Genomic DNA, 18,926 nt, shown 5'->3' on the forward strand with positions numbered 1-18,926 from the left:
GTGACGCCGACCTGCCCGATGCTGACAAAATGATTCAAGACATGCGCATCAAGCCGTTGTTTTTGCGCAAGAGCATGTGGCCGTGACCGCCCCGCCAAAGCTCAAGGCCTATCGCGCCAAGCGCGAGTTCACGAGGACGCCGGAACCAGCCGGCGGTCTGGTTGCCGGTGAGGGCAATCGTTTCGTTGTCCACAAGCATCACGCCACCGCCGATCACTACGATCTGCGCCTGCAGGTCGGCGACGTGCTGAAGAGCTGGGCGGTGCCGCGCGGCCCGTCGCTCAACCCCGCCGACAAACGGCTGGCGGTCGAGACCGAGGACCATCCGCTCGAGTATATCGACTTCGAAGGTGTCATTCCCGAAGGCGAATATGGCGGCGGGCCGATGATCGTCTGGGACACCGGCGTCTGGGCGCCGATGGACGATGTCGAGAAGAGCCTGCGCACCGGTTCCTTCAAGTTCCGCCTCGCCGGCGAAAAGCTGAATGGCGGCTGGATGCTGACGCGGCTGAAACCGAAGCCCGGCGAGGATGAGGGCAAGAAGAACTGGCTGCTGTTCAAGGAGCGCGATCTCGCCGCCGACGCCAAGCTCGACATACTGGAAGCCCGGCCGGAAAGTGTCAAATCCGGACGCCGCATCGAGGAACTGGTGGCAACGCCGAAGCCGGCCGCCAAGCCTGCCAGGCCGGTGGTGCTGAAGCCAGGTGCTTTGCCAGGCGCCATCAAGGCGCCGCCGCCCACCCGCATCGAGCCGCAGCTGACTACGCAGGTTCCGAAGCCGCCGGGCGGCGATGACCCAGCGGCCCGAACGGGCGAAGTCTGGCTGCACGAGATCAAATTCGATGGCTACCGCACCATGGCGCATCTCGCTAACGGCGCAGTCAGGCTGATCACCCGCGCCGGCCTCGACTGGACGAAGCGCTATGGCGACCTGCCGCTTGCCTTCGCCAGGCTGCCGTGCCGCGAGGCGATCATCGACGGCGAGGTCGTCGCGCTCGACGCCAAGGGCATCAGCCGCTTTGCCCTTTTGCAGGATGCGCTGGCCGAAGGCGCCGGCAACAAGCTCCACTTCTACGCCTTCGATCTCCTGTATCTCGACGGCTGGGACCTGAGACAAGCGCCGCTCCGCCGGCGCAAGGCGCTGCTTTCGCAATTGCTGTCCGGTCTCGGCGCCAATTCGGCCATCCAGCTCAGCGATCATGTCGAAGGAGACGGCCAGGCACTTTATGACCAGGCATCCGAGATGGGGCTCGAGGGTGTCGTCTCCAAGCGCGCCACGGCAATCTACCAGAGCGGCCGTACCAAGACCTGGACCAAGACCAAGGCGCTTCAGACCGGCGATTTCGTTATCGCCGGCTACACTGTCTCCGACGCGGCCGAGGGGCTGGCCGCACTCGGCCTCGGCGAATTCGAGGATGGCGAATTGCACTATCGCGGCAAGGTCGGCACCGGCTTCGATGCCGCCACCGCCACCGAATTGCTGGCCCGGCTGGAGCCTTTGCGCGCCGGGGCGTCCGCGCCGGAAGGCGTTCCGCGCGAGATCATGCGCGAGATGAACTGGGTGCGGCCGCTGCTTTCGGCGCACATCCACTACGCCAACCGGACCACCGACAATGCGCTGCGCCATGCGGTGTTCCGCGGCCTGCGCGACGTCGGCCTGTCGACGCCGGTGTCGGCCAAGCGCAAGCGGCTGATCACCGAGGCCGATCTCGCCACCATCTGGGTGACCAACCCGACGCGACGGCTGTTCGGCAAGACCGGCCCGACCAAGCTCGACATTGCCGTCTACTACGCGCTGGTCGGCGATTTCATGCTGCCGCACATTCTCGGCCGGCCGGTGTCGCTGGTGCGCTGCCCGACCGGCAGGCCGCAGGACTGTTTCTTCCAGCGCCATGCCTTCACCGGCATGCCGTCATCGGTGGCGACCTTCGAGGCGACCAATTCGGAGGGCGAGACCAAATCTTATCTCTCCGTAGAAGACGCCAAGGGCTATCTGGCGCTGGCGCAGTTCGGTGTCGTCGAGTTCCACACCTGGGGCACCCATCGCACGCGGCTCGACAAGCCGGACCTGGTCGTTTTCGACCTCGACCCGGGCGAGGGGATCGCCTGGCGCGAGGTGGTTGAGGCGGCGGTGCACATTAAGGGCGAGCTGGAAGCGCTAGGGCTGGTGCCGTTCGCCAAGACGTCCGGCGGCCACGGCATCCACATATCAGTACCGGTGACGCAAAAGCAGAACTGGAAGAAATTGCACCAGGCGACCAGCGCCATCTCGACGCATCTTGCCGCCACCGCGCCCGACACTTTCACCACCACCATGGGCAAGGAGAACCGCAAGCGGCGCATCTTCATCGACTATCACCGCAATGCGCGCGGCCACACCTCGGCGGCTCCCTATTCGCTGCGCGCCCGCACCAATTTGCCGGCCTCGACACCGGTGAGCTGGAGCGACCTGGAATCCATCGACGCCCCGCAGGACCTGAATTATTCGTCACTGCCGGGCCTGCTGGCGACGTCAGGCGACCCTTGGGCCGACATGGAAGATTTCGCCCGGGATTTGCCGTTGATAGCCACCGCGAGGTAGTTCTGCGGGCCCCAGACTCCATCGACGCTCCGGAAAATTTGAATTATTCTTCGACCATGGACCTCTTGCGTGCAGGCGGCTCTCAGCGGAGGAAGATTTCGCTAGGGATTTGCCGGTATTGTAAGGGCCCGGTATTGTAAGGGCAATGTAGGATTTTGGCAGTCCCGTTCGTCCTCCGGACGAATGAACGCTGCGAACTGTTCGACAGCACAAGGCCGCGTAGGAGTATTTCATGGCGCCCAGGGCAAGTTGGAAAGGTTACCTCAAGCTCAGTCTGGTCAGCTGTCCGGTCCGGCTCTATCCGGCGACGAGCGCCAGCGAACGCATCAGCTTCAACCAGCTGCACAAGAAGACGCACAACCGCATCAACATGAAGCCGGTCGACCCCGAGCTCGGGCTGGTCGAGCGTTCGGACCTGGTCAAGGGCTACGAATACGAGGACAAGCAGTACATCATCATCGAGGACTCCGATCTCGATGCGGTGCGCATCGAATCCAACCATACGATGAACATCGAGGCTTTTGTCGACGAGCATTCGGTCGACGTCATCTATCAGGACGCGCCCTATTACCTGGCGCCGGATGGCGCAATGGCCGAGGAGACCTTTGCCGTGTTGCGCGAAGCGATGCGCAAATCGGGGAAGCTGGCGATCGCCCGCCTTGTGCTGTCCAGCCGCGAGCGCGTCGTGACGATCGGCGCGCGCGAGAACGGCATGTTCGTCTGCACCTTGAGGAATCCGAACGAAGTGCGTGGCACGGCTGAATATTTCGGCAATATCCCGGCCGGAAACCCCGATCCCGAAATGCTGCAATTGGCCGAAGCGCTGATCAAGCAGAAGGAAACCACCTTCGATCCAAAGAATTACGAGGACCGCTACGAGATCGCGCTGATGGCGATGATCCGCGAGAAGCTCAAGGGCCACAAGCCTATCATCGCGGCGGCGCCTGAGCGCGGCAATGTCATCAACCTCATGGATGCGCTGAAGGCGAGCCTGTCGCAATCGGCCAAGCCGCCGGCCAAGTCCAAGAGCAAGGCCGATGAAACGGCCAAGCCCGCGGCGAAATCCGCCAAGGCCGGCGCCGCCGCGGCCAAGGATAACCCGCTCAAGGCGAACCTTCTCAAAGCCGTCGGCAAGAGCAAGGCGTGACGGCTCTCGCCGGCACGGTCTTCGGCATCGTCGGTGCGCTGGCGGCCTTCCCGCTCAGGCTGGCGGCGCGCGAGGTCGAGCGTCGGCACGGCCAGTTGCGGCGCGGCGTCACTCGGCGCACCACACATGTCGTGTTGGGCCGCATGTTGCTCGCCAGGGCCGGCGATACCGAGATTGAACGCCGCGTCGTCACCGAGCGCGCGGCCGGGCGCAAGCTGGTCAGCGAGAACGGCTTCCTGCGCCTGCTCGAGCTGATGAAAGCGCCGGAGGCTTCGGCGCTGTCGCGGCAGTCGCTGATCGACCAGTCGCGGCTGACCGGCGCGGATCTCGACCTTTTGTCGCTGTTCGATGCCTTCGAGCATGATTGCGAACCGTATTCCTTTCGCGACCTGATCCTCGCCCGCAAATATGCCGGGCTGGTTGCCGGCGGCGCCTCGTGGGGGGCGATCGCGCGCTCTGTGCATCGCTCGGGCCCGGTCGCCTCGCTCACCGCCAAGTCGCTCGCCGTCGGCTCGCAGCATGGGAGGGCCGACGCGATCTATCTCGAGGGAGGCCAGAGCGAACTCGACGGCCAGCTGCTGTTCGATCTGGGAACGCGGGATGACGACACGCTGGAAGAGCTGTTCGCCGATGCCGAGGCGGCGGAAGAGGCTGAAGACCACGAGCAGGCGGCGGCACTCTACCAGCGCTGCCTGGCCATCGACCCGAGCGATGCCATCGCCGCCTTCAACCGCGCCAACTGCCTGCGCGCGGCCGGCCACGCGGCCGAGGCGGCGCACGACTATGCCCGCGCCATCAAGTGCGACCCCGGCTTCGTAGAAGCCTGGTTCAATCTTGCCGGGCTGATGAGCGAAGAGGGGCGGGTAGCCTCGGCGCGCCGCCATTTGCTGAAGGCGATCGCACTCGATCCCAATTATGCCGACGCGGTGTTCAACCTTGCGAGGCTGGAGTTCGATGCCGGCAATTTCGCCGAGGCGCGGCGTCGCTGGGTGCGCTACCTCGAACTCGACGCCAATTCCGAATGGGCGCGTATGGCGGCCAAGGGGATACAGTTCGTGGATTTGCAGCTGGCGCGGCTGTCGGCGGGGTGAGGTAATCCAATGCCTGCGCTTGAACGCCCCCCTCTGTCCTGCCGGACATCTCCCCCTCAAGGGGGGAGATCGGCAGCTTCGGTGCCCCGCGTGCCTTTCAGCTTTAGTGGTTGGCGAAACCGGCGGCGACATCCAATCTCCCCCCTTGAGGGGGAGATGTCCGGTAGGACAGAGGGGGGTGGGACGGAGCGCGGCCTCTATAAGTGGACCGCCCCATGACCACCTTTCTCTTCGACGGCCCCGACACCGCCGCCAACACCATCCTGCTCGCGCATGGCGCAGGCGCTCCTATGGACTCGCCCTCGCTGACAGCCACGGCAAAAACGCTCGCCGCGGCCGGTTTCCGCGTCGCGCGCTTTGAATTCCACTACATGGCCGCCCGCCGCTACGGCCATCGCAAGCCGCCGCCGCGCGCCGAGACGGTTAACCCGGAATACGTCAAGGCGATCGCCGACCTCAGGGCGAAGGGCGTGGAGGGGCCGCTCATCATCGGCGGCAAGTCGATGGGCGGACGCGTCGCTTCGATGATCGCCGACGAGATGTTTTCGAAGGGCGAGATCTCGGGCCTGCTTTGCCTCGGCTATCCGTTCCATCCGCCGGACAAACCGACGCAGCTTCGGACAAAGCACCTCGCCGATCTCAAGACGCCGACATTGATCCTCCAGGGCACGCGCGACGAGTTCGGGACCAAAGACGAGGTCGCGACCTATGCTCTGTCCGAGGCGATCGAGATTCTCTGGCTGGAAGATGGCGACCATGATCTGAAGCCGCGCAAAAACATCTCCGGCTTCTCCATCGCCGATCATCTGAAGACGCTCGCTGATGCGGTGAAGGCGTGGACCGAACGCATCGTGCGCTGAAGCAGGCCGATGAAGATCGCCACCTTCAACGTCAACAACATCAACAGCCGGCTGCCGAACCTGCTCGCATGGCTGGCCGCCGCCAAACCCGACATCGCCTGCCTGCAGGAGCTCAAGGCGAGACAGACGCAGTTTCCGCGCACTGCGCTGGCGGCCGCCGGCTACGGCGCGGTTTGGGTCGGGCAGCCGACCTGGAACGGCGTCGCCATCCTTTCGCGTGGCTCAGAACCCGTTCTGACCCGCGAGGCGCTGCCCGGCGACGATAGCGATCAGCAGGCGCGCTACATCGAAGCGGCGGTCAACGGTATCGTCGTCGCCTCGCTCTACGCGCCGAACGGCAACCCGCAGCCCGGCCCGAAATTCCAGTACAAGCTGGCCTGGCACGAAAGGCTGGAGGCGCATGCGGCGCAGTTGCTCGACACCGGCCTGCCCGTGGTGCTGGCCGGCGACTACAACATCGTGCCCGAGGCGCGCGACATCTACCCGACCCGCTCCTATGACGACAACGCGCTGGTGCAGCCGGAAAGCCGCGCGTCGTTCCAGCGGCTGCTCGACCAGGGCTGGCTTGACGCGCTGCGCAAGAAGCACCCGACGGAGACGCTCTACACATTCTGGGACTATCGCCGCAATCGCTGGCCGCGCGATGCCGGCCTGCGGCTCGACCATATCTTGCTCTCGAAGAAGCTGTCGCGCCGGCTGGTCGCGGCGGGCATCGACCGCGACGTGCGTGGCGAGACCGGCGCCAGCGACCACGCGCCTGTCTGGGTGGAGTTGCGGTGAAGCACGAAGACTGGCCCCGCCTTTCCGGGCGCCAACCAGTCAGCTTGGCCGCGCCGCTTCACGGGCGAATGCTTCGATCAAAGGGGCGTATCCCTCAAGGTCGGGCTGCGTAGCAAAACTGTGGGTAGCGGCGGTCGAAGCCCAGGGCAGCCTTTCCGATGTGAAGACTTCGACGAAAGGCACATACCAATGGTGCTCGTTCAGCATGGTCGCGCGAATGTTGACGAAAAAGTCCAGGCCATGCGGACGCGTGAACATCCAGTTCTTGCAATGCGGGCAGTAGAGTTGCCGGTGCGGGCCGTGCAGGCCGCCGACCACCGGCTCGCCTTGGGTGACGGCGAAACCGTCGCTCGGCACGGCGATGGTCAAGGAATACGCGCTGGCGCTCAGTTTCTGGCAGCCGGTGCAGTGACACGCCGTCGTCAGCAAAGGCGGCGCACTTACGCGAAAGCGTATCCCGCCGCATAGGCAACCGCCGTCCCAAGGTAGCTTCCAATCGTCCATGGCTGGCCTCGAGCGAGATCCTCGGCGAGCGATCTAGCGCACGACCGGCCTCCCGGCAACGCCGCGATGCCTGCGGCAGCTGCCTACGGGCTGGGGTAGACTTCGAGCCATCACCGACAAGCCAGGCGCCGAGCGCCATCATTGCAGAGCGGACAGAGGAACAGGTTTGCTGACAGGCTGCTTGCAGCCCTCATGATCGTGATCGGCACGGCTTGCTTCATCGAGGCGTATCTGGCGCTGGGCGAGGCGTGCTCGCGAGGTGCCGGACGGCCTCAGTTTCACCGCCTGCAGACCGGCAACCAGCTCGCCATGTTCGACAGCCAGTCCGGCCCGATCTATGCGGTTGCCTCGCCGCCGCCGGCGCGGTGCTGACCGGCGGCTATGACCGCAGCATCAGGGACTGGCCGGCTGGCGGCGGCGATAGGATGGTGCTTTTCGCCGGCGCGCCGGATTGATTGCGGGATATCCAATTTCGTCGCCGGGGCTTGGACACCCCGACTGTTGCGCTGGGCAACCGCATTTGGATTCTTGCGAAGATGGACCCCCACCCTAACCCGCCCCACAAGGGGGAGGGAATGCTGCCGCGCGCCTTTAACTTCCCCTTTGGCGCCGAAAGGCAGGCAATTTGCCGAGGTCAGTGCCAACGGAAGTCTCCCTCCCCCTTGTAGGGAGGGGTTGGGGTGGGGGTACATCGTAGAGCGAAAGCCTCGGCTTTTCCACCTGCCATAGCCCTGCCCTCAAGGGGGAGATCGGCAGCTCCAGCGTCGGCTTCGGCGCGTATACTTGACCCGCCTACCACCAACGCTATGTTCGCGGCCACGTCAGGGACCAGCCCCGCGGCCACTGCGCCGCTCATCGTGATTGACCTTCAGGCCGGCATGTTCGACGGTGTCGCCGAACCGCCGATCCATGATGCCGACGGCATGGTTGCCCGCACCCGCGCGCTGATCGAGTGGGCACGGCGCAGCGGGCGCAAGGTCGCCTTCATCAGGCATGACGGGCCGCAGGGCGATCCACTGGCGCCGGGTGAGCCGGGCTGGCCGGTGTGGCCGGCGCTCGGCCAGGCCGAGGACGAGCCGACGTTCGCCAAGCGTGTCGGCGACGCGTTCAGCAATGCCGCGCTTGCAGAATGGGTGGCCGGGCAGGGCGCCGGCGAGGTCGTTCTGATCGGCGCGCAGACCGATTTCTGCGTGGCGGCCACGGTGAAGGGCGCCTTTGCAGCGGGCCTGGGCGTCACCGTGGTTTCCGACGCCCACAGCACGCTCGACGCGGCCAGCGAGACCGCCGCGGAGATCATCGCCCGGCACAATGCGGCATTTGCCGCCGCCGGGGTCAAGCTGGCGACGACAAAAGCCCTGACCGATAGCTGATCCGCCGGCTCATCCCTACGCCGTCAAAGCCTGATCCAGCCGGGAAGCAACTGGGTTCAGACAATTTGGCGCGGGGCGCCTCACCACTTGCGGGCTTCCGCCGGTGCGGCCTATCGCGTATTGGCGCGAGAACTCTCCTTTGGCCTTTCCTGGAAAACCATGATTCGTCTCGAAAGCATCAGCAAGCAGAACAGCCGGCAGATCGTCTTCATCGAAGCCTCCGCCGCGTTGCAGAAGGGCGAGAAGGTCGGGCTGGTCGGGCCTAACGGCGCCGGCAAGACAACGCTGTTTCGCATGATCAACGGCGAGGAGCAGCCTGACGAGGGCCAGGTCTCGGTCGATCGCGGCGTCACCATCGGCTATTTCAGCCAGGATGTCGGCGACATGTCCGGCCGCAGCGCCGTTGCCGAAGTGATGGACGGCGCCGGGCCGGTGAGCGAAGTGGCGGCCGAGATGCGTGAGCTCGAGCACGCGATGGGCGACCCCGATCGCGCCGGTGAAATGGACGAGATCATCGCCCGTTACGGCGAGGCACAGCACCGCTTCGAGGAGCTCGACGGTTACGCGCTGGATGGGCGTGCTCGCGAGGTGCTGGACGGCCTTGGCTTCAGCCAGGAGATGATGGACGGCGACGTCGGCAAGCTGTCCGGCGGCTGGAAAATGCGGGTGGCACTGGCCAGGATCCTTTTGATGCGGCCCGACGCCATGCTGCTCGACGAGCCGAGCAACCATCTCGACCTCGAAAGCCTGATCTGGCTGGAGCAGTTCCTGAAGAACTACGACGGCGCGCTGCTGATGACCTCGCATGACCGCGAGTTCATGAACCGCATCGTCAACAAGGTGGTCGAGATCGATGGTGGCTCGCTGACCGCTTACTCGGGGAATTACGAATTCTACCAGCAGCAGCGGGCGATCGCCGACCGGCAGCAGCAGGCGCAGTTCGAGCGCCAGCAGGCGATGCTGGCCAAGGAGATCGCCTTCATCGAGCGCTTCAAGGCGCGTGCCTCGCATGCCGCGCAGGTGCAGAGCCGGGTGAAGAAGCTGGACAAGATCGACCGGGTCGAGCCGCCCAAGCGCCGCCAGAAAGTGTCGTTCGACTTTCAGCCGGCGCCGCGCTGCGGCGAGGACGTGGTGACGCTGAAGAACGTGCACAAGGGCTATGGCAGCCGCTTGATCTACGCGGGATTGGATTTTCAGGTGCGCCGCCGCGAGCGCTGGTGCGTGATGGGCATCAACGGCGCCGGCAAGTCGACGCTGCTGAAGCTGGTCGCTGGCGCTTCCGAGCCGGACAATGGCACGGTGGCGCGCGGGCCCAGCGTCAAGATGGGCTATTTCGCCCAGCACGCCATGGAAGTGCTGGAGGGCGAGTGCACCGTGTTCCAGACACTGGAAGATGCATTTCCGCAGGCCGGCCAGGCGCCGCTCAGGGCGCTGGCCGGCTGCTTCGGCTTTTCCGGCGACGAGATCGAGAAGAAATGCCGCGTGCTGTCGGGCGGCGAGAAGGCGCGGCTGGTGATGGCGCTGATGCTGTTCGATCCGCCCAATTTGCTGGTGCTGGACGAGCCGACTAACCACCTCGACATCGCCACCAAGGAGATGCTGATCACGGCACTGTCGCAGTACGAGGGAACCATGCTGTTCGTCTCGCATGACCGCCATTTCCTGGCGGCGCTGTCGAACCGGGTGCTGGAACTGACGCCCGAGGGCATCCACACCTATGGCGGCGGCTATACCGAATATGTCGAGCGCACCGGGCAGGAGGCGCCGGGGTTGCGGAGCTGAGGCGCGCACCCAGCTCTGCCGCTCGATTCCGGAGGCTAAGCACGAGCTGTTCAGCCGTGTATCGCAATTTCGCGCAGCGGATCGCCGCCGTCGATGAACAGCCGGCCTTGCGCGGTCAACGCCGCGCCGAGCCGCTGCAGGGCGATTTTTCCTGCTTCGGGATGACGCCCGTCCAGCGCGCCGACGCGCACCGCAACGGCAATGTCGAAGTGCTTCTCGTCGGCCTCCAACTCGAAATCCTCGATGGCGACCTGGCGAAGGCTCAGCCGGCCTGCCGCAATCTCGGCGCGCGAAGCGGCCCCGGCCTGCGCGATGGCCTTGGCCGAGCGGTCGATCGCCAGCACGTGCCCGCCGCCGATCCGGCGCGCGATCTCGCGCGCTGCAGCACCCGGCCCGCAGCCGATCTCCAGCACTCGCATGCCCTGCCGCAAGGGCAGCGCATTGACAATCTCCAACAGCCTTGGCGACAAGTCGTTCGCCATACGCTCTTCTCCAGCTTTTTCGCAATCCGAGATTAGCGACCGCGGCCGGCGACGGGAAGGCCGAGAGACGCGGGCATCGCCGATGTGTTCAGCTGGTATGTTCAGTTGGGTGCTGCTTGAGCAGGGGGCATGATCGACATCGAAGAGGTCGACGATCCGGTCTCAGCCGCGGGCGACCGGGCGGACCCCGAGCGGCCCGGCGTCGTTGACCTGAGGGGTAGGGAGGGACTGGCGCCGAGCCTAACCGGTTGGGGGGTAGATGACCGGCCGTTTATGTGTATACGCTCAAGCTAATATGAGCGCAAGCTAATGTTGTGTCTCAGCGCTGTTGGACGATTGTGCCGATCAGTGGCCGGTTGTGGCTTCCTGCCGCGCCCTCCAACCCGGCCAACACCGCTTATTGTCTTCAAGTCCTGGCTCCAATGCTGTACCCCGGCCGAAATTGAAGGAGCCTGCAATGACCTCACATCCCGACATCCCCGACGCCAGCATGGCGGTCGATGCGGCCGGCATGACAGCCGATGACCGGCGCGCTCGCGAAGCGGATGCCGCATGGCGGGACGATGTTCGCGTCGGCGTGCGGCATGTAGGCGATCTGGATTCGCTGCCGCTGTCGCCAGCCGAGCGGGCGGCGGCCGAAGCTGCGGCCACGCGCCACAAGGTTCGCATCCCCAAGGCCTATCTCGACCTGATCGACTGGAACGACCCCGCCGATCCGATACGGCTTCAGGTCATCCCGTCGCCCGACGAGCTGGCAGAGCAGGAGGGCGAGCTCGACGACCCGATCGCCGACCACGCCTTCAGTCCGGTGCCGAGATTGACGCATCGCCATGCCGACCGGGTTCTGCTGTTCCCGACCTATCAATGCGCCGTCTATTGCCGGTTCTGCTTTCGCAAGGAGCAGCTGACCTCGATCGGCCGCGGCTATACGCGCGAAGCTCTCGACGAGGCCTTCGCCTATATCGCGGCCCATCCGCAAATCCGCGAGGTGATCCTGACCGGCGGCGACCCGCTGTCGCTGCCGGACAAGGCGCTGGCGGAAATCCGCGCCCGTCTCGAGGCGATCCAGCACGTGCGGCTGTTGCGCATCCACACTCGCGTACCCGTCGCGCTGCCGTCGCGCGTCACCGGCCGGTTGGTTCAAGCCTTGCAGGGCCGGCTGATGGTCACTGTCGTCACCCATTTCAACCATCCACGCGAAATCACGGAGGCGACCGAGCGGGCCTGCCGTACTTTAAGGCAGGGCGGCTTCGTGCTGCTGAACCAGAGCGTTCTGCTGAAAGGCGTGAACGATACGGTCGAGGTGTTGGAAGAGCTGTGCCGCGAGCTGATGTATCGCCTTGGCGTCAAACCCTATTACCTGCACCACGGCGACCTCGTGCGCGGAATGGCGCACCGGCGCACCACGATCGCCGAGGGCCAGGCGCTGGTCAGCGCCTTGCGTGCGCGCCTGTCCGGCATCTGCAATCCCGTCTACGTGCTGGACCTGCCGGACGGCGGAGGGAAAGTCCCGCTCGGCCAGTCCTATCTCGAGGCGTGCGAAGGGGAGACGTGGCGAATACGTGGGCTTGATGGGGTTGTGAGGGGTTATGGAGAGCTGGTCGGGGAGGAGGGACGCGCAGCCGCCGTCCAAGCCAGCCCACCTTGGTGACCTGACACACAGCCCTTGATCACGGAAGCATGCGTTAACTGCTGTTCTATTTGGTGGTTGCGCAATTGCCAAAATAGTGAAAACGTTGGTCCGGGGTAATGGGTTAGGGGAGTTCGTCCCGGCTGTTGCGAGTTACGGGGCGGCGCAAAAGTCATGAACTTTCCACGGTTCCTGGTGGGGCTGACCACCATATCGTCCATCGTGGCGATCTCGACTTACCTTGCGACGGGTTCAATCTGGAAGACGCTGGCCTGGACGATCTTGACCTTGATCGTCATGCAGGTTGGATATTTCCTGTTCGTCGTCCGGTTGATCTACGGATCCGGGGCGAAAAGCGCGGAGGTAAAGCCGCGGCGTCTGAGGGCAGTGCCGCCGAACCGTCGAGGTCGCGTTCAGCTTATGTAGTAATGTCCCATATAGATATGATGGTCTAGACAGGACATGTTCGGTTCTGGGAATGTGCATTGGACGTTCCGCTAGTTTAGTCAACTAATATATATCGCCCAACTCATATCGTCGTTTTTGAGCTAGCGGGAAAACCTGCCTGCTGCTTGTACGACCGTGCCCAACGCCACATTTTACAACCGGCTGGCAAGCTCCCTTGTTCCCTTTTGTTGATGCCGGCTGTGGATGGCGGCGGTAGAGACGGCCTGAGCAGTCGGCCGAAGCTGCCGATCTCCCCTACAAGGCGAGAGATCGGCGCGTCGTCGGCTTAGCTTTTGGCCGCCGCGAGCTTGTCTTGCGTCTTGGTCTCGAAATCGCTGGCATCATGGCGCTCGTGCAGTTGCATCGAAGGCTCGCCGAAGGTGCGGTTGACCATGCGGCCGCGCTTGACCGCCGGCCGCGCGTCGATGGCGTCGGCCCAACGCTGCACGTTCTTGTACTGCTCCACCTCCAGGAACTCGCCGGAATCGTTATACATGCGGCCCTTGGCCAGCCCGCCGTACCAGGGCCACACCGCAATGTCGGCAATCGTATAGTGGCTGCCGCCTAAATACTCGCTTTCAGCGAGGCGTCGGTCGAGCACGTCCATCTGCCGCTTGGTTTCCATGGCGAAGCGGTCGATGGCATATTCGATCTTCGTTGGCGCATAGACATAGAAATGGCCGAAGCCGCCACCGAGATAGGGTGCCGAGCCCACCTGCCAGAATAGCCATGACAGGGTCTCAGCGCGAGCCGGCTGCTCCGTCGGCAGGAATTCGCCGAATTTTTCGGCGAGGTAGAGCAGGATCGAGCCGGATTCGAAGATGCGGACCGGCTTTTTCCCACTGCGATCCATCATGGCCGGGATCTTCGAGTTCGGGTTGACCTCGACGAAGCCGCTGCCGAACTGGTCGCCGTCGTTGATCCTGATAAGCCAGGCGTCGTATTCGGCGCCGCTGTGGCCGAGCGCCAGAAGTTCCTCCAGCATGATCGTCACCTTGACGCCGTTCGGTGTCGCCAGCGAATAAAGCTGCAGCGGATGCTTGCCGACCGGCAGTTTCTTGTCGTGCGTCGGGCCGGCGATCGGCCGATTGATGCTGGCGAAAGCGCCGCCATTTGCCTTGTTCCAGGTCCAGACTTTCGGCGGCGTGTATTGGTCCGTTGCGTAGTCGTTCATTTGGCAGGCCTTTGGAAGGGTTGGGTTGGGAGGATATCAAATATCAACGTGGGTAGTGGCGGAGGAACTTTGCATAGGGCAGCTTGGGATAGCCGTAGGTACAGATAGGGCTGCCGGCGCTGTTGCAAAACCCGGCGCAAACGGCGCGGCGCCGGTCCACGCCAAAGCCGGCGCCACCTCTTGCGCCTGATCACCTGCGCCATACCTATAGCCCATATCAGCCTGCGAACATTGCCAGGAACCAAAGCATGAATATCGAACCCCTTTTGCGATCCATCGTGGCCGTCCGCGCCACCGTGCCGGAGGACGCCTTCACGGCAAATACACTTGGCACCCGCCGCGAGGGCAGTGGCGTGGTCATCCGCGGCGACGGGCTGGTACTCACCATCGGCTATCTCATCACCGAGGCCGAGGAGGTCTGGCTGGCCGACCAGGACGGGCGCGTGGTTCCCGCCCATGCGCTCGCCTACGACCAGGAGTCGGGCTTCGGCCTGGTGCAGGCGCTGGCGCCGCTCGGGCTGCCCGCCATTGCGCTCGGCGACGCGTCCAGGGCGAAGATCGGCGATCCCGTCGTGCTCTCCGACGGCGTCGGCCGCTCCGTGCGGGCGCGAATCGTCACCAAGCAGGAATTCGCCGGCTATTGGGAATATCTGCTCGACGAGGCGATCTTCACGGCGCCGGCTCACCCTTCATGGGGCGGCGCCGGCCTCATCGGCGCGGATGGCAGGCTGCTCGGCATCGGTTCGCTGCGCCTGCAGATGAGCCGCAACGGCGAGGTCGCCGACATCAACATGGTGGTGCCGATCGATCTTCTGCCGCCCATCCTCGACGATCTGCTGACGCGCGGGCAGGTCGCCAAGCCGCCGCGGCCGTGGCTCGGCGCCTTCTCGGCGGAGAGCGACGGCAAGGTCGTGGTGATGAGCGTCGCCGAGGGCGGTCCAGCCGCCCAGGCGGGCCTTCGCCAAGGCGATGTCATCTCGGATGTCCGCGACACGGCGGTCGATGGGCTTGCCGATTTTTATCGCAAGCTTTGGAACAGCGGCCCGGCGGGCGCCGAGATCCCGCTCCGGGTGCTGCGCGACGGCCGCGAAACCTGGCTGCGCGTCAAGTCCGCCGATCGCAACAGTCTGCTGTGGAAGCCGCCGCTGCAGTGAGGCAACCGAAACCTCTCACTCTCCGCAAGCGCTGAAGCCAGTGCCCGGAGTCCATTCCGCAAATGGGATGACCTTGCCTTCGACCGATACGGTCGCTTGCCTGGTGCTGCCGTCCGCCAACTTCTTGCTGCTTTTGCCCTTGCCGGTCAGCACATTGTAGTCGCAGTCGCCGGCAACATTGTCGTCCATGTAATCCCAATATTCATAGGCAAAACCGGCGACGACGAACGTGCCGTTGCGCCAGGCGAGCGTCAGCGTCTTGTTGGTCCGCTCGCTGCCGATCTCCATCGCCGGAACATAGAGCTTGATCGAGCCGTTGGGGAGCGCAGTGAGTTCGGGCTCGGTGTCGGATGTGGCGGGGCCCGGCCGCTCGTAATCCTTCCATTCGCCGTAAATCTGTTCATGCACGACCCCGGCAGGTCTGAGAAAATTACCGTCGCGGTCCCTGAGGAACAAATGCAGGTCCATGGGATGGCCGGGTTCGGTCTCGACGATCATCGCCAGATCGGCGGCACCGTCGCCGTTCCAGTCGCCGGTCGCCGCGGTGATGATCTTCTGCGTCTCGATCGGTTCTGCCAGTGCGGCGGCCGGTAGCAACAAGACCAAACCGAATATTGTCGACCGCATGTGAAATCCCTCTTAGCCTGGCAGGCCGGAGACGCACGCGCTTCTCAGGAGGCCCGGCTCTGCCGCGTCTCGGAAAGGCTCGTCTCGTTGAGCAGTCGGCAGAGCGAAACCGCTTCACGACGGCTCAGGCCGATCAGCGCGATTTCCGAAAATTGCGCCGGCAGATCGTGAACGATGTCCCACACCATCCAACGGCCGTTCGGCTCCATGACACATTCGTAGCGCAATAATTGTTCCTGCATCCGACCCCCGGCTTTGCTCACCGGACTGGTACAGCGTCGAGGTAAATGAGTTGTTGCGCCGCGAGAGTATTCCGCGGCTGTCAAAACCAGGCGTTGAATCCCCACAGGGCCGAACCCGACAGGTCATGGCTGACGGTGCCGATACTCTCGACAAGGCGGCAGGGCAGGGACGCTTCCGGCGTGAACGGCGGCCGCCGCCAGAATTGGTTCAGGCGTTGCGGCTCGCCATATGCGCGTCGAGCTTCCTCCTCGAGGGGCCGTAACGCTTGATGATGGTCGCGGCCTCGCTTTGCGGTATGCCGTATTTGCGGGCAAAGGCAGCGACCTCGTATGGCTCTTCGCCGGAAACCAGTTTGCGATCCTGCTTGGTCTTGGATTTGTCGTCGGCCATGGCGTCCTCCATCACATCTGGTCGTTATAGGGCTGCTTGGTCCGGCCGACCATCCTTGCCAGTTCGGCAAAGGACGGTACGCCGGTTTCCCCCTGGGCATTGTTGGCCGCCTGCAGCAGCCTGAGCGGAAAACAGACGGCGTCGCGGTTGGATGGCGACATGTCTTCATAGAGACGTTCGTCGCTGGTCATCGCCGCCTCGGCCTGGCGCAACGCCATGTCGACCTCGTCGACCGACAGCAGGCCCTTGTGGACCAGCGCATTGTTGACGGCCGCGATCGCCATCATCAATCCTTCGAGCTGGAGATTGGCGACGTTCATCGTTTTGGGTCCTCGCCGGGCTTCTTGGCGGTGGCCTTGTGGTCTGGCCGGATCGCTGCGCGCGGCGGGTTCTGGCCCTCCGAATGCCGGGTCTTGTCGTCGAAATCGTCAGCCGGCCTGGTCAATCCCATGCCGCCGGGAGGCGGCTTGTTGCCGGCCGCATCCTGCGAAAATTGGTCGGCCGCGTCGGGGCTCATCTTTGCCGGATATTTCCTCGCTCCGGTCTCGTAGCGGTTCGGGTCGTCGGCCATGTCCTGTGCTCCCGTTGCAATGAGCAGATAACTTTCATGCGGCGGCAGCGGTTCCGTGGCGAAATCGACGTTGCCGGTGCGCAAGCCGTCGCAATCTGTCGGGTTTTCGTGCATCCTTGTGCATGCCAACGATGCTTCGCTCCGACGCGCCGGGAAAATGCTGCTCCTACTGCGGTGGGCGCGACCACGACTACGAGGATTGCCCGAAGCGCAAAAGCGATGCCGAACGGCAGAAGGAGATGCCAGCCAACGCGTCCCAGCCCGCTGCCGCGACAGCAGGGGAAATCCGCTAGCCAGCCTGACACCCCGCCGGTCCGGGGCCGGCGCGAAGGTCCTTCCATATCCAGAGGATTGCAATGCCGCCACTATTGTGGGCAAAAGCAGCACGGGCAATCGGGTTGGGGTGGGGTAATGACCGAAACGCAAGGCAATTCAGGCCGTCCGCAGGGCAAGCCGGGGACGGCGTCGGGGTCGATCGGTTCCGGCCTGGTCGCACTCCTCATCGTGGCGCTCGGCATCTTTGCGCTGTTTGGATCCTGGTACACGATCGACCAGGGCGACCGCGGCGTGCTCTTGACCAACGGGGCGCTGAGTTCGGTCGTCGATCCCGGACTGCATTTCAAGCTGCCGTGGTTGCAGCGCGTCGAGAAGATCAGCCTGCGCCAGCAGGTGCTCAAATGGGGCTGCGAGAACCAGAACGATTGCAGCGGCCTGCCGGCCATGCAGGCCTATTCGCGCGACCAGCAGCCGGCCGACATGCGCGTCACCGTCAACTTCCACGTGCCGGCCGCGGAAGTCAGCAACGTCTACACCAATTACGGATCGATCGCGGCACTGGCCGACCGTGTCATTGCCAGGAAAGCACCGCAGGAGATCAAGACCGTGTTCGGCCAGTACGACGCGGTGTCGGTTATCCAGAACCGGGCGAAGTTCAACAAGGACGTCGCCGACGCCATCGCGGCGGTAACCGACGGCCCGGTGATGATAGACAGCGTGCAGGTCGAGAACATCGACTTCTCCGACGCCTACGAGCAGGCGGTAGAAGCCAGGATGACGGCGCAGGTCGAGGTGCAGAAGCAGGAACAGAACCTGCAGCAGGAAAAGATCAAGGCCGATATCGCCGTCACACAGGCCAAGGGCCGCGCCGACAGCGTCAAGGCCGAAGCCGAGGCCAGCGCCTACAAGACCAGGGTCGAAGGCGATGCGACCGCGGGCGCCATCAAGGCTCGCGCCGCCGCAATCGCCAACAATCCGCTGCTGGTCGAACTGACCAAGGCGGAGAGATGGAACGGCGAATTGCCGAAGTCGATGATCCCGGGTTCGACAGTGCCGTTTCTGGAGCTCAGCACGCCTGCCGCAGCATCGAACTGAGGCGCGGCGCCGCGGCGCAAACCAGATCAGGACGGCGCGGTAGCCGTCCCATTGCGGTCACGGCTGAAGCACGGCGGCTCGGGCGATTGCTTGCGTTCGCCCGAGAAAAGCCGTCAGCAGCTCCATTCCCACCGGCCAGTCGCCGAGCCCGCTGTCGCCATTGATGTGGCCAAGCGGCCCGGCGATATGGAGATCGCTGCCCCAGCGCTCGGATTTCGCCCTGACATAGTCCAGCGAGCCGTAGGGATCGTTGGTGCTGGCGACAATCAGCGACGGAAAGCGAAGCCGTTGTTGCGGCGCGTCGGCGAAGGCCCGGGCGGAGGAGGGGAAGGCCGACGACGCAGGGTCCGGAACCGCGACCAGCAACGCGCCGCCGATAGAGCGGGGGGAGATCAGCTGCCAGTGTACGACCAGCAGACAGCCGAGGCTATGGGCGACGAGCACCGGCGGTGTCGATGCCTGGCATACAGCGGTTTCCAGTGCTGCCACCCAGTCGTCGAAATCCGGCGCATCCCAACTCGCCGGACTGAACCGCCGCATCGCCGGGCTTGCCTGCTGCCAATGCGTCTGCCAATGGGCTTTGCCCGATCCGCCGATGCCCGGCACAATGATGAAGTCGGTCATGCGAAGCCCTTCTTTCCTGATGTCGCGCGCAATTCTAGGTCTTCCCCCTGGCAGCGGAATGAGAGATCATCGGAAAGCAGCGACGAAATCCGATGGAT

Annotated in this window: 21 protein-coding genes; 12 read left to right on the forward strand and 9 right to left on the reverse strand. The window is 64.2% G+C overall.

Translation table 11 applies throughout. The features are described from left to right. The first annotated feature begins 82 nt into the window (after nt 1-82). The 5 genes from ligD (at nt 83) to NKH50_RS17645 (ending at nt 6,459) form a co-directional block, all read left to right on the forward strand. The gene (gene ligD / locus NKH50_RS17625) at nt 83-2,581 is read left to right on the forward strand and encodes a DNA ligase D (protein WP_352880129.1); all 2,499 of its coding nucleotides are present in this window, start codon (nt 83-85) and stop codon (nt 2,579-2,581) included. 232 nt (nt 2,582-2,813) lie between these two features. Further along, the gene (gene ku / locus NKH50_RS17630) at nt 2,814-3,728 is read left to right on the forward strand and encodes a non-homologous end joining protein Ku (RefSeq protein ID WP_352705267.1); all 915 of its coding nucleotides are present in this window, start codon (nt 2,814-2,816) and stop codon (nt 3,726-3,728) included. After that, nucleotides 3,725-4,819 (forward strand): tetratricopeptide repeat protein, encoded by a 1,095-nt coding sequence (locus tag NKH50_RS17635; protein WP_352880131.1) that lies wholly within the window; start codon nt 3,725-3,727, stop codon nt 4,817-4,819. Before ku ends, NKH50_RS17635 begins: the two co-directional genes overlap by 4 nt. A 215-nt stretch (nt 4,820-5,034) precedes the next feature. Next, nucleotides 5,035-5,679: an alpha/beta hydrolase family protein gene (locus NKH50_RS17640; RefSeq protein WP_352705265.1), complete on the forward strand. Its 645-nt coding sequence runs from the start codon at nt 5,035-5,037 to the stop codon at nt 5,677-5,679. 9 nt (nt 5,680-5,688) lie between these two features. Next, a complete protein-coding gene (locus NKH50_RS17645) occupies nt 5,689-6,459 on the forward strand; it encodes an exodeoxyribonuclease III (protein ID WP_254819644.1) in 771 nt (256 codons plus the stop codon). 39 nt (nt 6,460-6,498) lie between these two features. On the opposite strand, the gene NKH50_RS17650 is transcribed toward NKH50_RS17645, so the two are convergent. Beyond that, nucleotides 6,499-6,963: a GFA family protein gene (locus NKH50_RS17650; protein ID WP_352705263.1), complete on the reverse strand. Its 465-nt coding sequence runs from the start codon at nt 6,961-6,963 to the stop codon at nt 6,499-6,501. Nucleotides 6,964-7,155: 192 nt separating this feature from the next. On the opposite strand from NKH50_RS17650, the gene NKH50_RS17655 reads away from it, so the two are divergent. The 3 genes from NKH50_RS17655 (at nt 7,156) to NKH50_RS17665 (ending at nt 10,115) form a co-directional block, all read left to right on the forward strand. Further along, nucleotides 7,156-7,335, forward strand: a complete 180-nt coding sequence (locus tag NKH50_RS17655; protein WP_352453691.1) for a hypothetical protein — start codon at nt 7,156-7,158, stop codon at nt 7,333-7,335. A 434-nt stretch (nt 7,336-7,769) separates the two neighbouring features. Further along, nucleotides 7,770-8,333 (forward strand): isochorismatase family protein, encoded by a 564-nt coding sequence (locus NKH50_RS17660; RefSeq protein WP_352880135.1) that lies wholly within the window; start codon nt 7,770-7,772, stop codon nt 8,331-8,333. A gap of 159 nt (nt 8,334-8,492) precedes the next feature. Continuing rightward, nucleotides 8,493-10,115, forward strand: coding sequence for an ABC-F family ATP-binding cassette domain-containing protein (locus NKH50_RS17665; protein ID WP_352880137.1), 1,623 nt, complete (start codon nt 8,493-8,495; stop codon nt 10,113-10,115). A gap of 50 nt (nt 10,116-10,165) precedes the next feature. Here NKH50_RS17665 and NKH50_RS17670 read toward each other — a convergent pair whose 3' ends face one another. After that, a complete protein-coding gene (locus NKH50_RS17670; RefSeq protein WP_352691413.1) occupies nt 10,166-10,597 on the reverse strand; it encodes an SAM-dependent methyltransferase in 432 nt (143 codons plus the stop codon). Nucleotides 10,598-11,054: 457 nt separating this feature from the next. On the opposite strand from NKH50_RS17670, the gene NKH50_RS17675 reads away from it, so the two are divergent. Together NKH50_RS17675 and NKH50_RS17680 are read left to right on the forward strand one after the other, a co-directional pair. After that, complete coding sequence (locus tag NKH50_RS17675; RefSeq protein WP_502896256.1) at nt 11,055-12,248, forward strand: KamA family radical SAM protein; 1,194 nt, start codon at nt 11,055-11,057, stop codon at nt 12,246-12,248. Nucleotides 12,249-12,401: 153 nt separating this feature from the next. Continuing rightward, on the forward strand, nt 12,402-12,653 hold the full coding sequence (locus NKH50_RS17680) for an exopolysaccharide production repressor protein (RefSeq protein WP_302896853.1): 252 nt from the start codon (nt 12,402-12,404) through the stop codon (nt 12,651-12,653). Nucleotides 12,654-12,960: 307 nt separating this feature from the next. Here the strand turns inward: NKH50_RS17680 and yghU are convergent, their stop codons facing one another. Beyond that, complete coding sequence (yghU, locus tag NKH50_RS17685; protein WP_352691410.1) at nt 12,961-13,848, reverse strand: glutathione-dependent disulfide-bond oxidoreductase; 888 nt, start codon at nt 13,846-13,848, stop codon at nt 12,961-12,963. Nucleotides 13,849-14,096: 248 nt separating this feature from the next. Here yghU and NKH50_RS17690 point away from each other — a divergent pair, with 248 nt between their 5' ends. Next, on the forward strand, nt 14,097-15,002 hold the full coding sequence (locus NKH50_RS17690) for a S1C family serine protease (RefSeq protein WP_254819635.1): 906 nt from the start codon (nt 14,097-14,099) through the stop codon (nt 15,000-15,002). 15 nt (nt 15,003-15,017) lie between these two features. On the opposite strand, the gene NKH50_RS17695 is transcribed toward NKH50_RS17690, so the two are convergent. The 5 genes from NKH50_RS17695 to NKH50_RS17715 all read right to left on the reverse strand — a co-directional run bounded on the left by NKH50_RS17695 (nt 15,018) and on the right by NKH50_RS17715 (nt 16,947). Then, entirely contained in the window at nt 15,018-15,629 is a 612-nt protein-coding gene (locus NKH50_RS17695) for a hypothetical protein (protein WP_352475530.1), read from the reverse strand. A 44-nt stretch (nt 15,630-15,673) separates the two neighbouring features. Then, nucleotides 15,674-15,892 (reverse strand): hypothetical protein, encoded by a 219-nt coding sequence (locus tag NKH50_RS17700; protein WP_352880141.1) that lies wholly within the window; start codon nt 15,890-15,892, stop codon nt 15,674-15,676. Between the two features lie 187 nt (nt 15,893-16,079). Further along, a complete protein-coding gene (locus tag NKH50_RS17705; protein ID WP_023675702.1) occupies nt 16,080-16,262 on the reverse strand; it encodes a DUF3606 domain-containing protein in 183 nt (60 codons plus the stop codon). Between the two features lie 11 nt (nt 16,263-16,273). Next, entirely contained in the window at nt 16,274-16,582 is a 309-nt protein-coding gene (locus NKH50_RS17710; protein ID WP_254819633.1) for a hypothetical protein, read from the reverse strand. Beyond that, entirely contained in the window at nt 16,579-16,947 is a 369-nt protein-coding gene (locus NKH50_RS17715; protein ID WP_352880143.1) for a hypothetical protein, read from the reverse strand. Before NKH50_RS17715 ends, NKH50_RS17710 begins: the two co-directional genes overlap by 4 nt. 297 nt (nt 16,948-17,244) lie before the next feature. Here NKH50_RS17715 and NKH50_RS17720 point away from each other — a divergent pair, with 297 nt between their 5' ends. After that, a complete protein-coding gene (locus NKH50_RS17720) occupies nt 17,245-18,204 on the forward strand; it encodes a prohibitin family protein (protein WP_352880145.1) in 960 nt (319 codons plus the stop codon). A 57-nt stretch (nt 18,205-18,261) separates the two neighbouring features. On the opposite strand, the gene NKH50_RS17725 is transcribed toward NKH50_RS17720, so the two are convergent. Further along, nucleotides 18,262-18,828: an RBBP9/YdeN family alpha/beta hydrolase gene (locus tag NKH50_RS17725; protein ID WP_352880147.1), complete on the reverse strand. Its 567-nt coding sequence runs from the start codon at nt 18,826-18,828 to the stop codon at nt 18,262-18,264. Nucleotides 18,829-18,926 lie beyond the last annotated feature (98 nt).

The sequence above is a fragment of the Mesorhizobium sp. M1027 genome (assembly GCF_040318745.1).
Taxonomy (GTDB): Bacteria; Pseudomonadota; Alphaproteobacteria; order Rhizobiales; family Rhizobiaceae; genus Mesorhizobium.

What these genes read in the sequence shown, in the direction of transcription:
- NKH50_RS17655 (WP_352453691.1), top strand. Translation starts at nt 7,156, where the DNA reads ATGATCGTGATCGGCACGGCTTGCTTCATCGAGGCGTATCTGGCGCTG.
- NKH50_RS17705 (WP_023675702.1), bottom strand. Translation starts at nt 16,262, where the DNA reads ATGGCCGACGACAAATCCAAGACCAAGCAGGATCGCAAACTGGTTTCC.
- NKH50_RS17660 (WP_352880135.1), top strand. Translation starts at nt 7,770, where the DNA reads ATGTTCGCGGCCACGTCAGGGACCAGCCCCGCGGCCACTGCGCCGCTC.
- NKH50_RS17690 (WP_254819635.1), top strand. Translation starts at nt 14,097, where the DNA reads ATGAATATCGAACCCCTTTTGCGATCCATCGTGGCCGTCCGCGCCACC.
- NKH50_RS17670 (WP_352691413.1), bottom strand. Translation starts at nt 10,597, where the DNA reads ATGGCGAACGACTTGTCGCCAAGGCTGTTGGAGATTGTCAATGCGCTG.
- yghU (WP_352691410.1), bottom strand. Translation starts at nt 13,848, where the DNA reads ATGAACGACTACGCAACGGACCAATACACGCCGCCGAAAGTCTGGACC.
- NKH50_RS17650 (WP_352705263.1), bottom strand. Translation starts at nt 6,963, where the DNA reads ATGGACGATTGGAAGCTACCTTGGGACGGCGGTTGCCTATGCGGCGGG.
- ku (WP_352705267.1), top strand. Translation starts at nt 2,814, where the DNA reads ATGGCGCCCAGGGCAAGTTGGAAAGGTTACCTCAAGCTCAGTCTGGTC.
- NKH50_RS17720 (WP_352880145.1), top strand. Translation starts at nt 17,245, where the DNA reads ATGACCGAAACGCAAGGCAATTCAGGCCGTCCGCAGGGCAAGCCGGGG.
- NKH50_RS17645 (WP_254819644.1), top strand. Translation starts at nt 5,689, where the DNA reads ATGAAGATCGCCACCTTCAACGTCAACAACATCAACAGCCGGCTGCCG.
- NKH50_RS17640 (WP_352705265.1), top strand. Translation starts at nt 5,035, where the DNA reads ATGACCACCTTTCTCTTCGACGGCCCCGACACCGCCGCCAACACCATC.
- NKH50_RS17725 (WP_352880147.1), bottom strand. Translation starts at nt 18,828, where the DNA reads ATGACCGACTTCATCATTGTGCCGGGCATCGGCGGATCGGGCAAAGCC.
- NKH50_RS17715 (WP_352880143.1), bottom strand. Translation starts at nt 16,947, where the DNA reads ATGCACGAAAACCCGACAGATTGCGACGGCTTGCGCACCGGCAACGTC.
- NKH50_RS17675 (WP_502896256.1), top strand. Translation starts at nt 11,055, where the DNA reads ATGACCTCACATCCCGACATCCCCGACGCCAGCATGGCGGTCGATGCG.
- NKH50_RS17665 (WP_352880137.1), top strand. Translation starts at nt 8,493, where the DNA reads ATGATTCGTCTCGAAAGCATCAGCAAGCAGAACAGCCGGCAGATCGTC.
- NKH50_RS17695 (WP_352475530.1), bottom strand. Translation starts at nt 15,629, where the DNA reads ATGCGGTCGACAATATTCGGTTTGGTCTTGTTGCTACCGGCCGCCGCA.
- NKH50_RS17710 (WP_254819633.1), bottom strand. Translation starts at nt 16,582, where the DNA reads ATGAACGTCGCCAATCTCCAGCTCGAAGGATTGATGATGGCGATCGCG.
- NKH50_RS17680 (WP_302896853.1), top strand. Translation starts at nt 12,402, where the DNA reads ATGAACTTTCCACGGTTCCTGGTGGGGCTGACCACCATATCGTCCATC.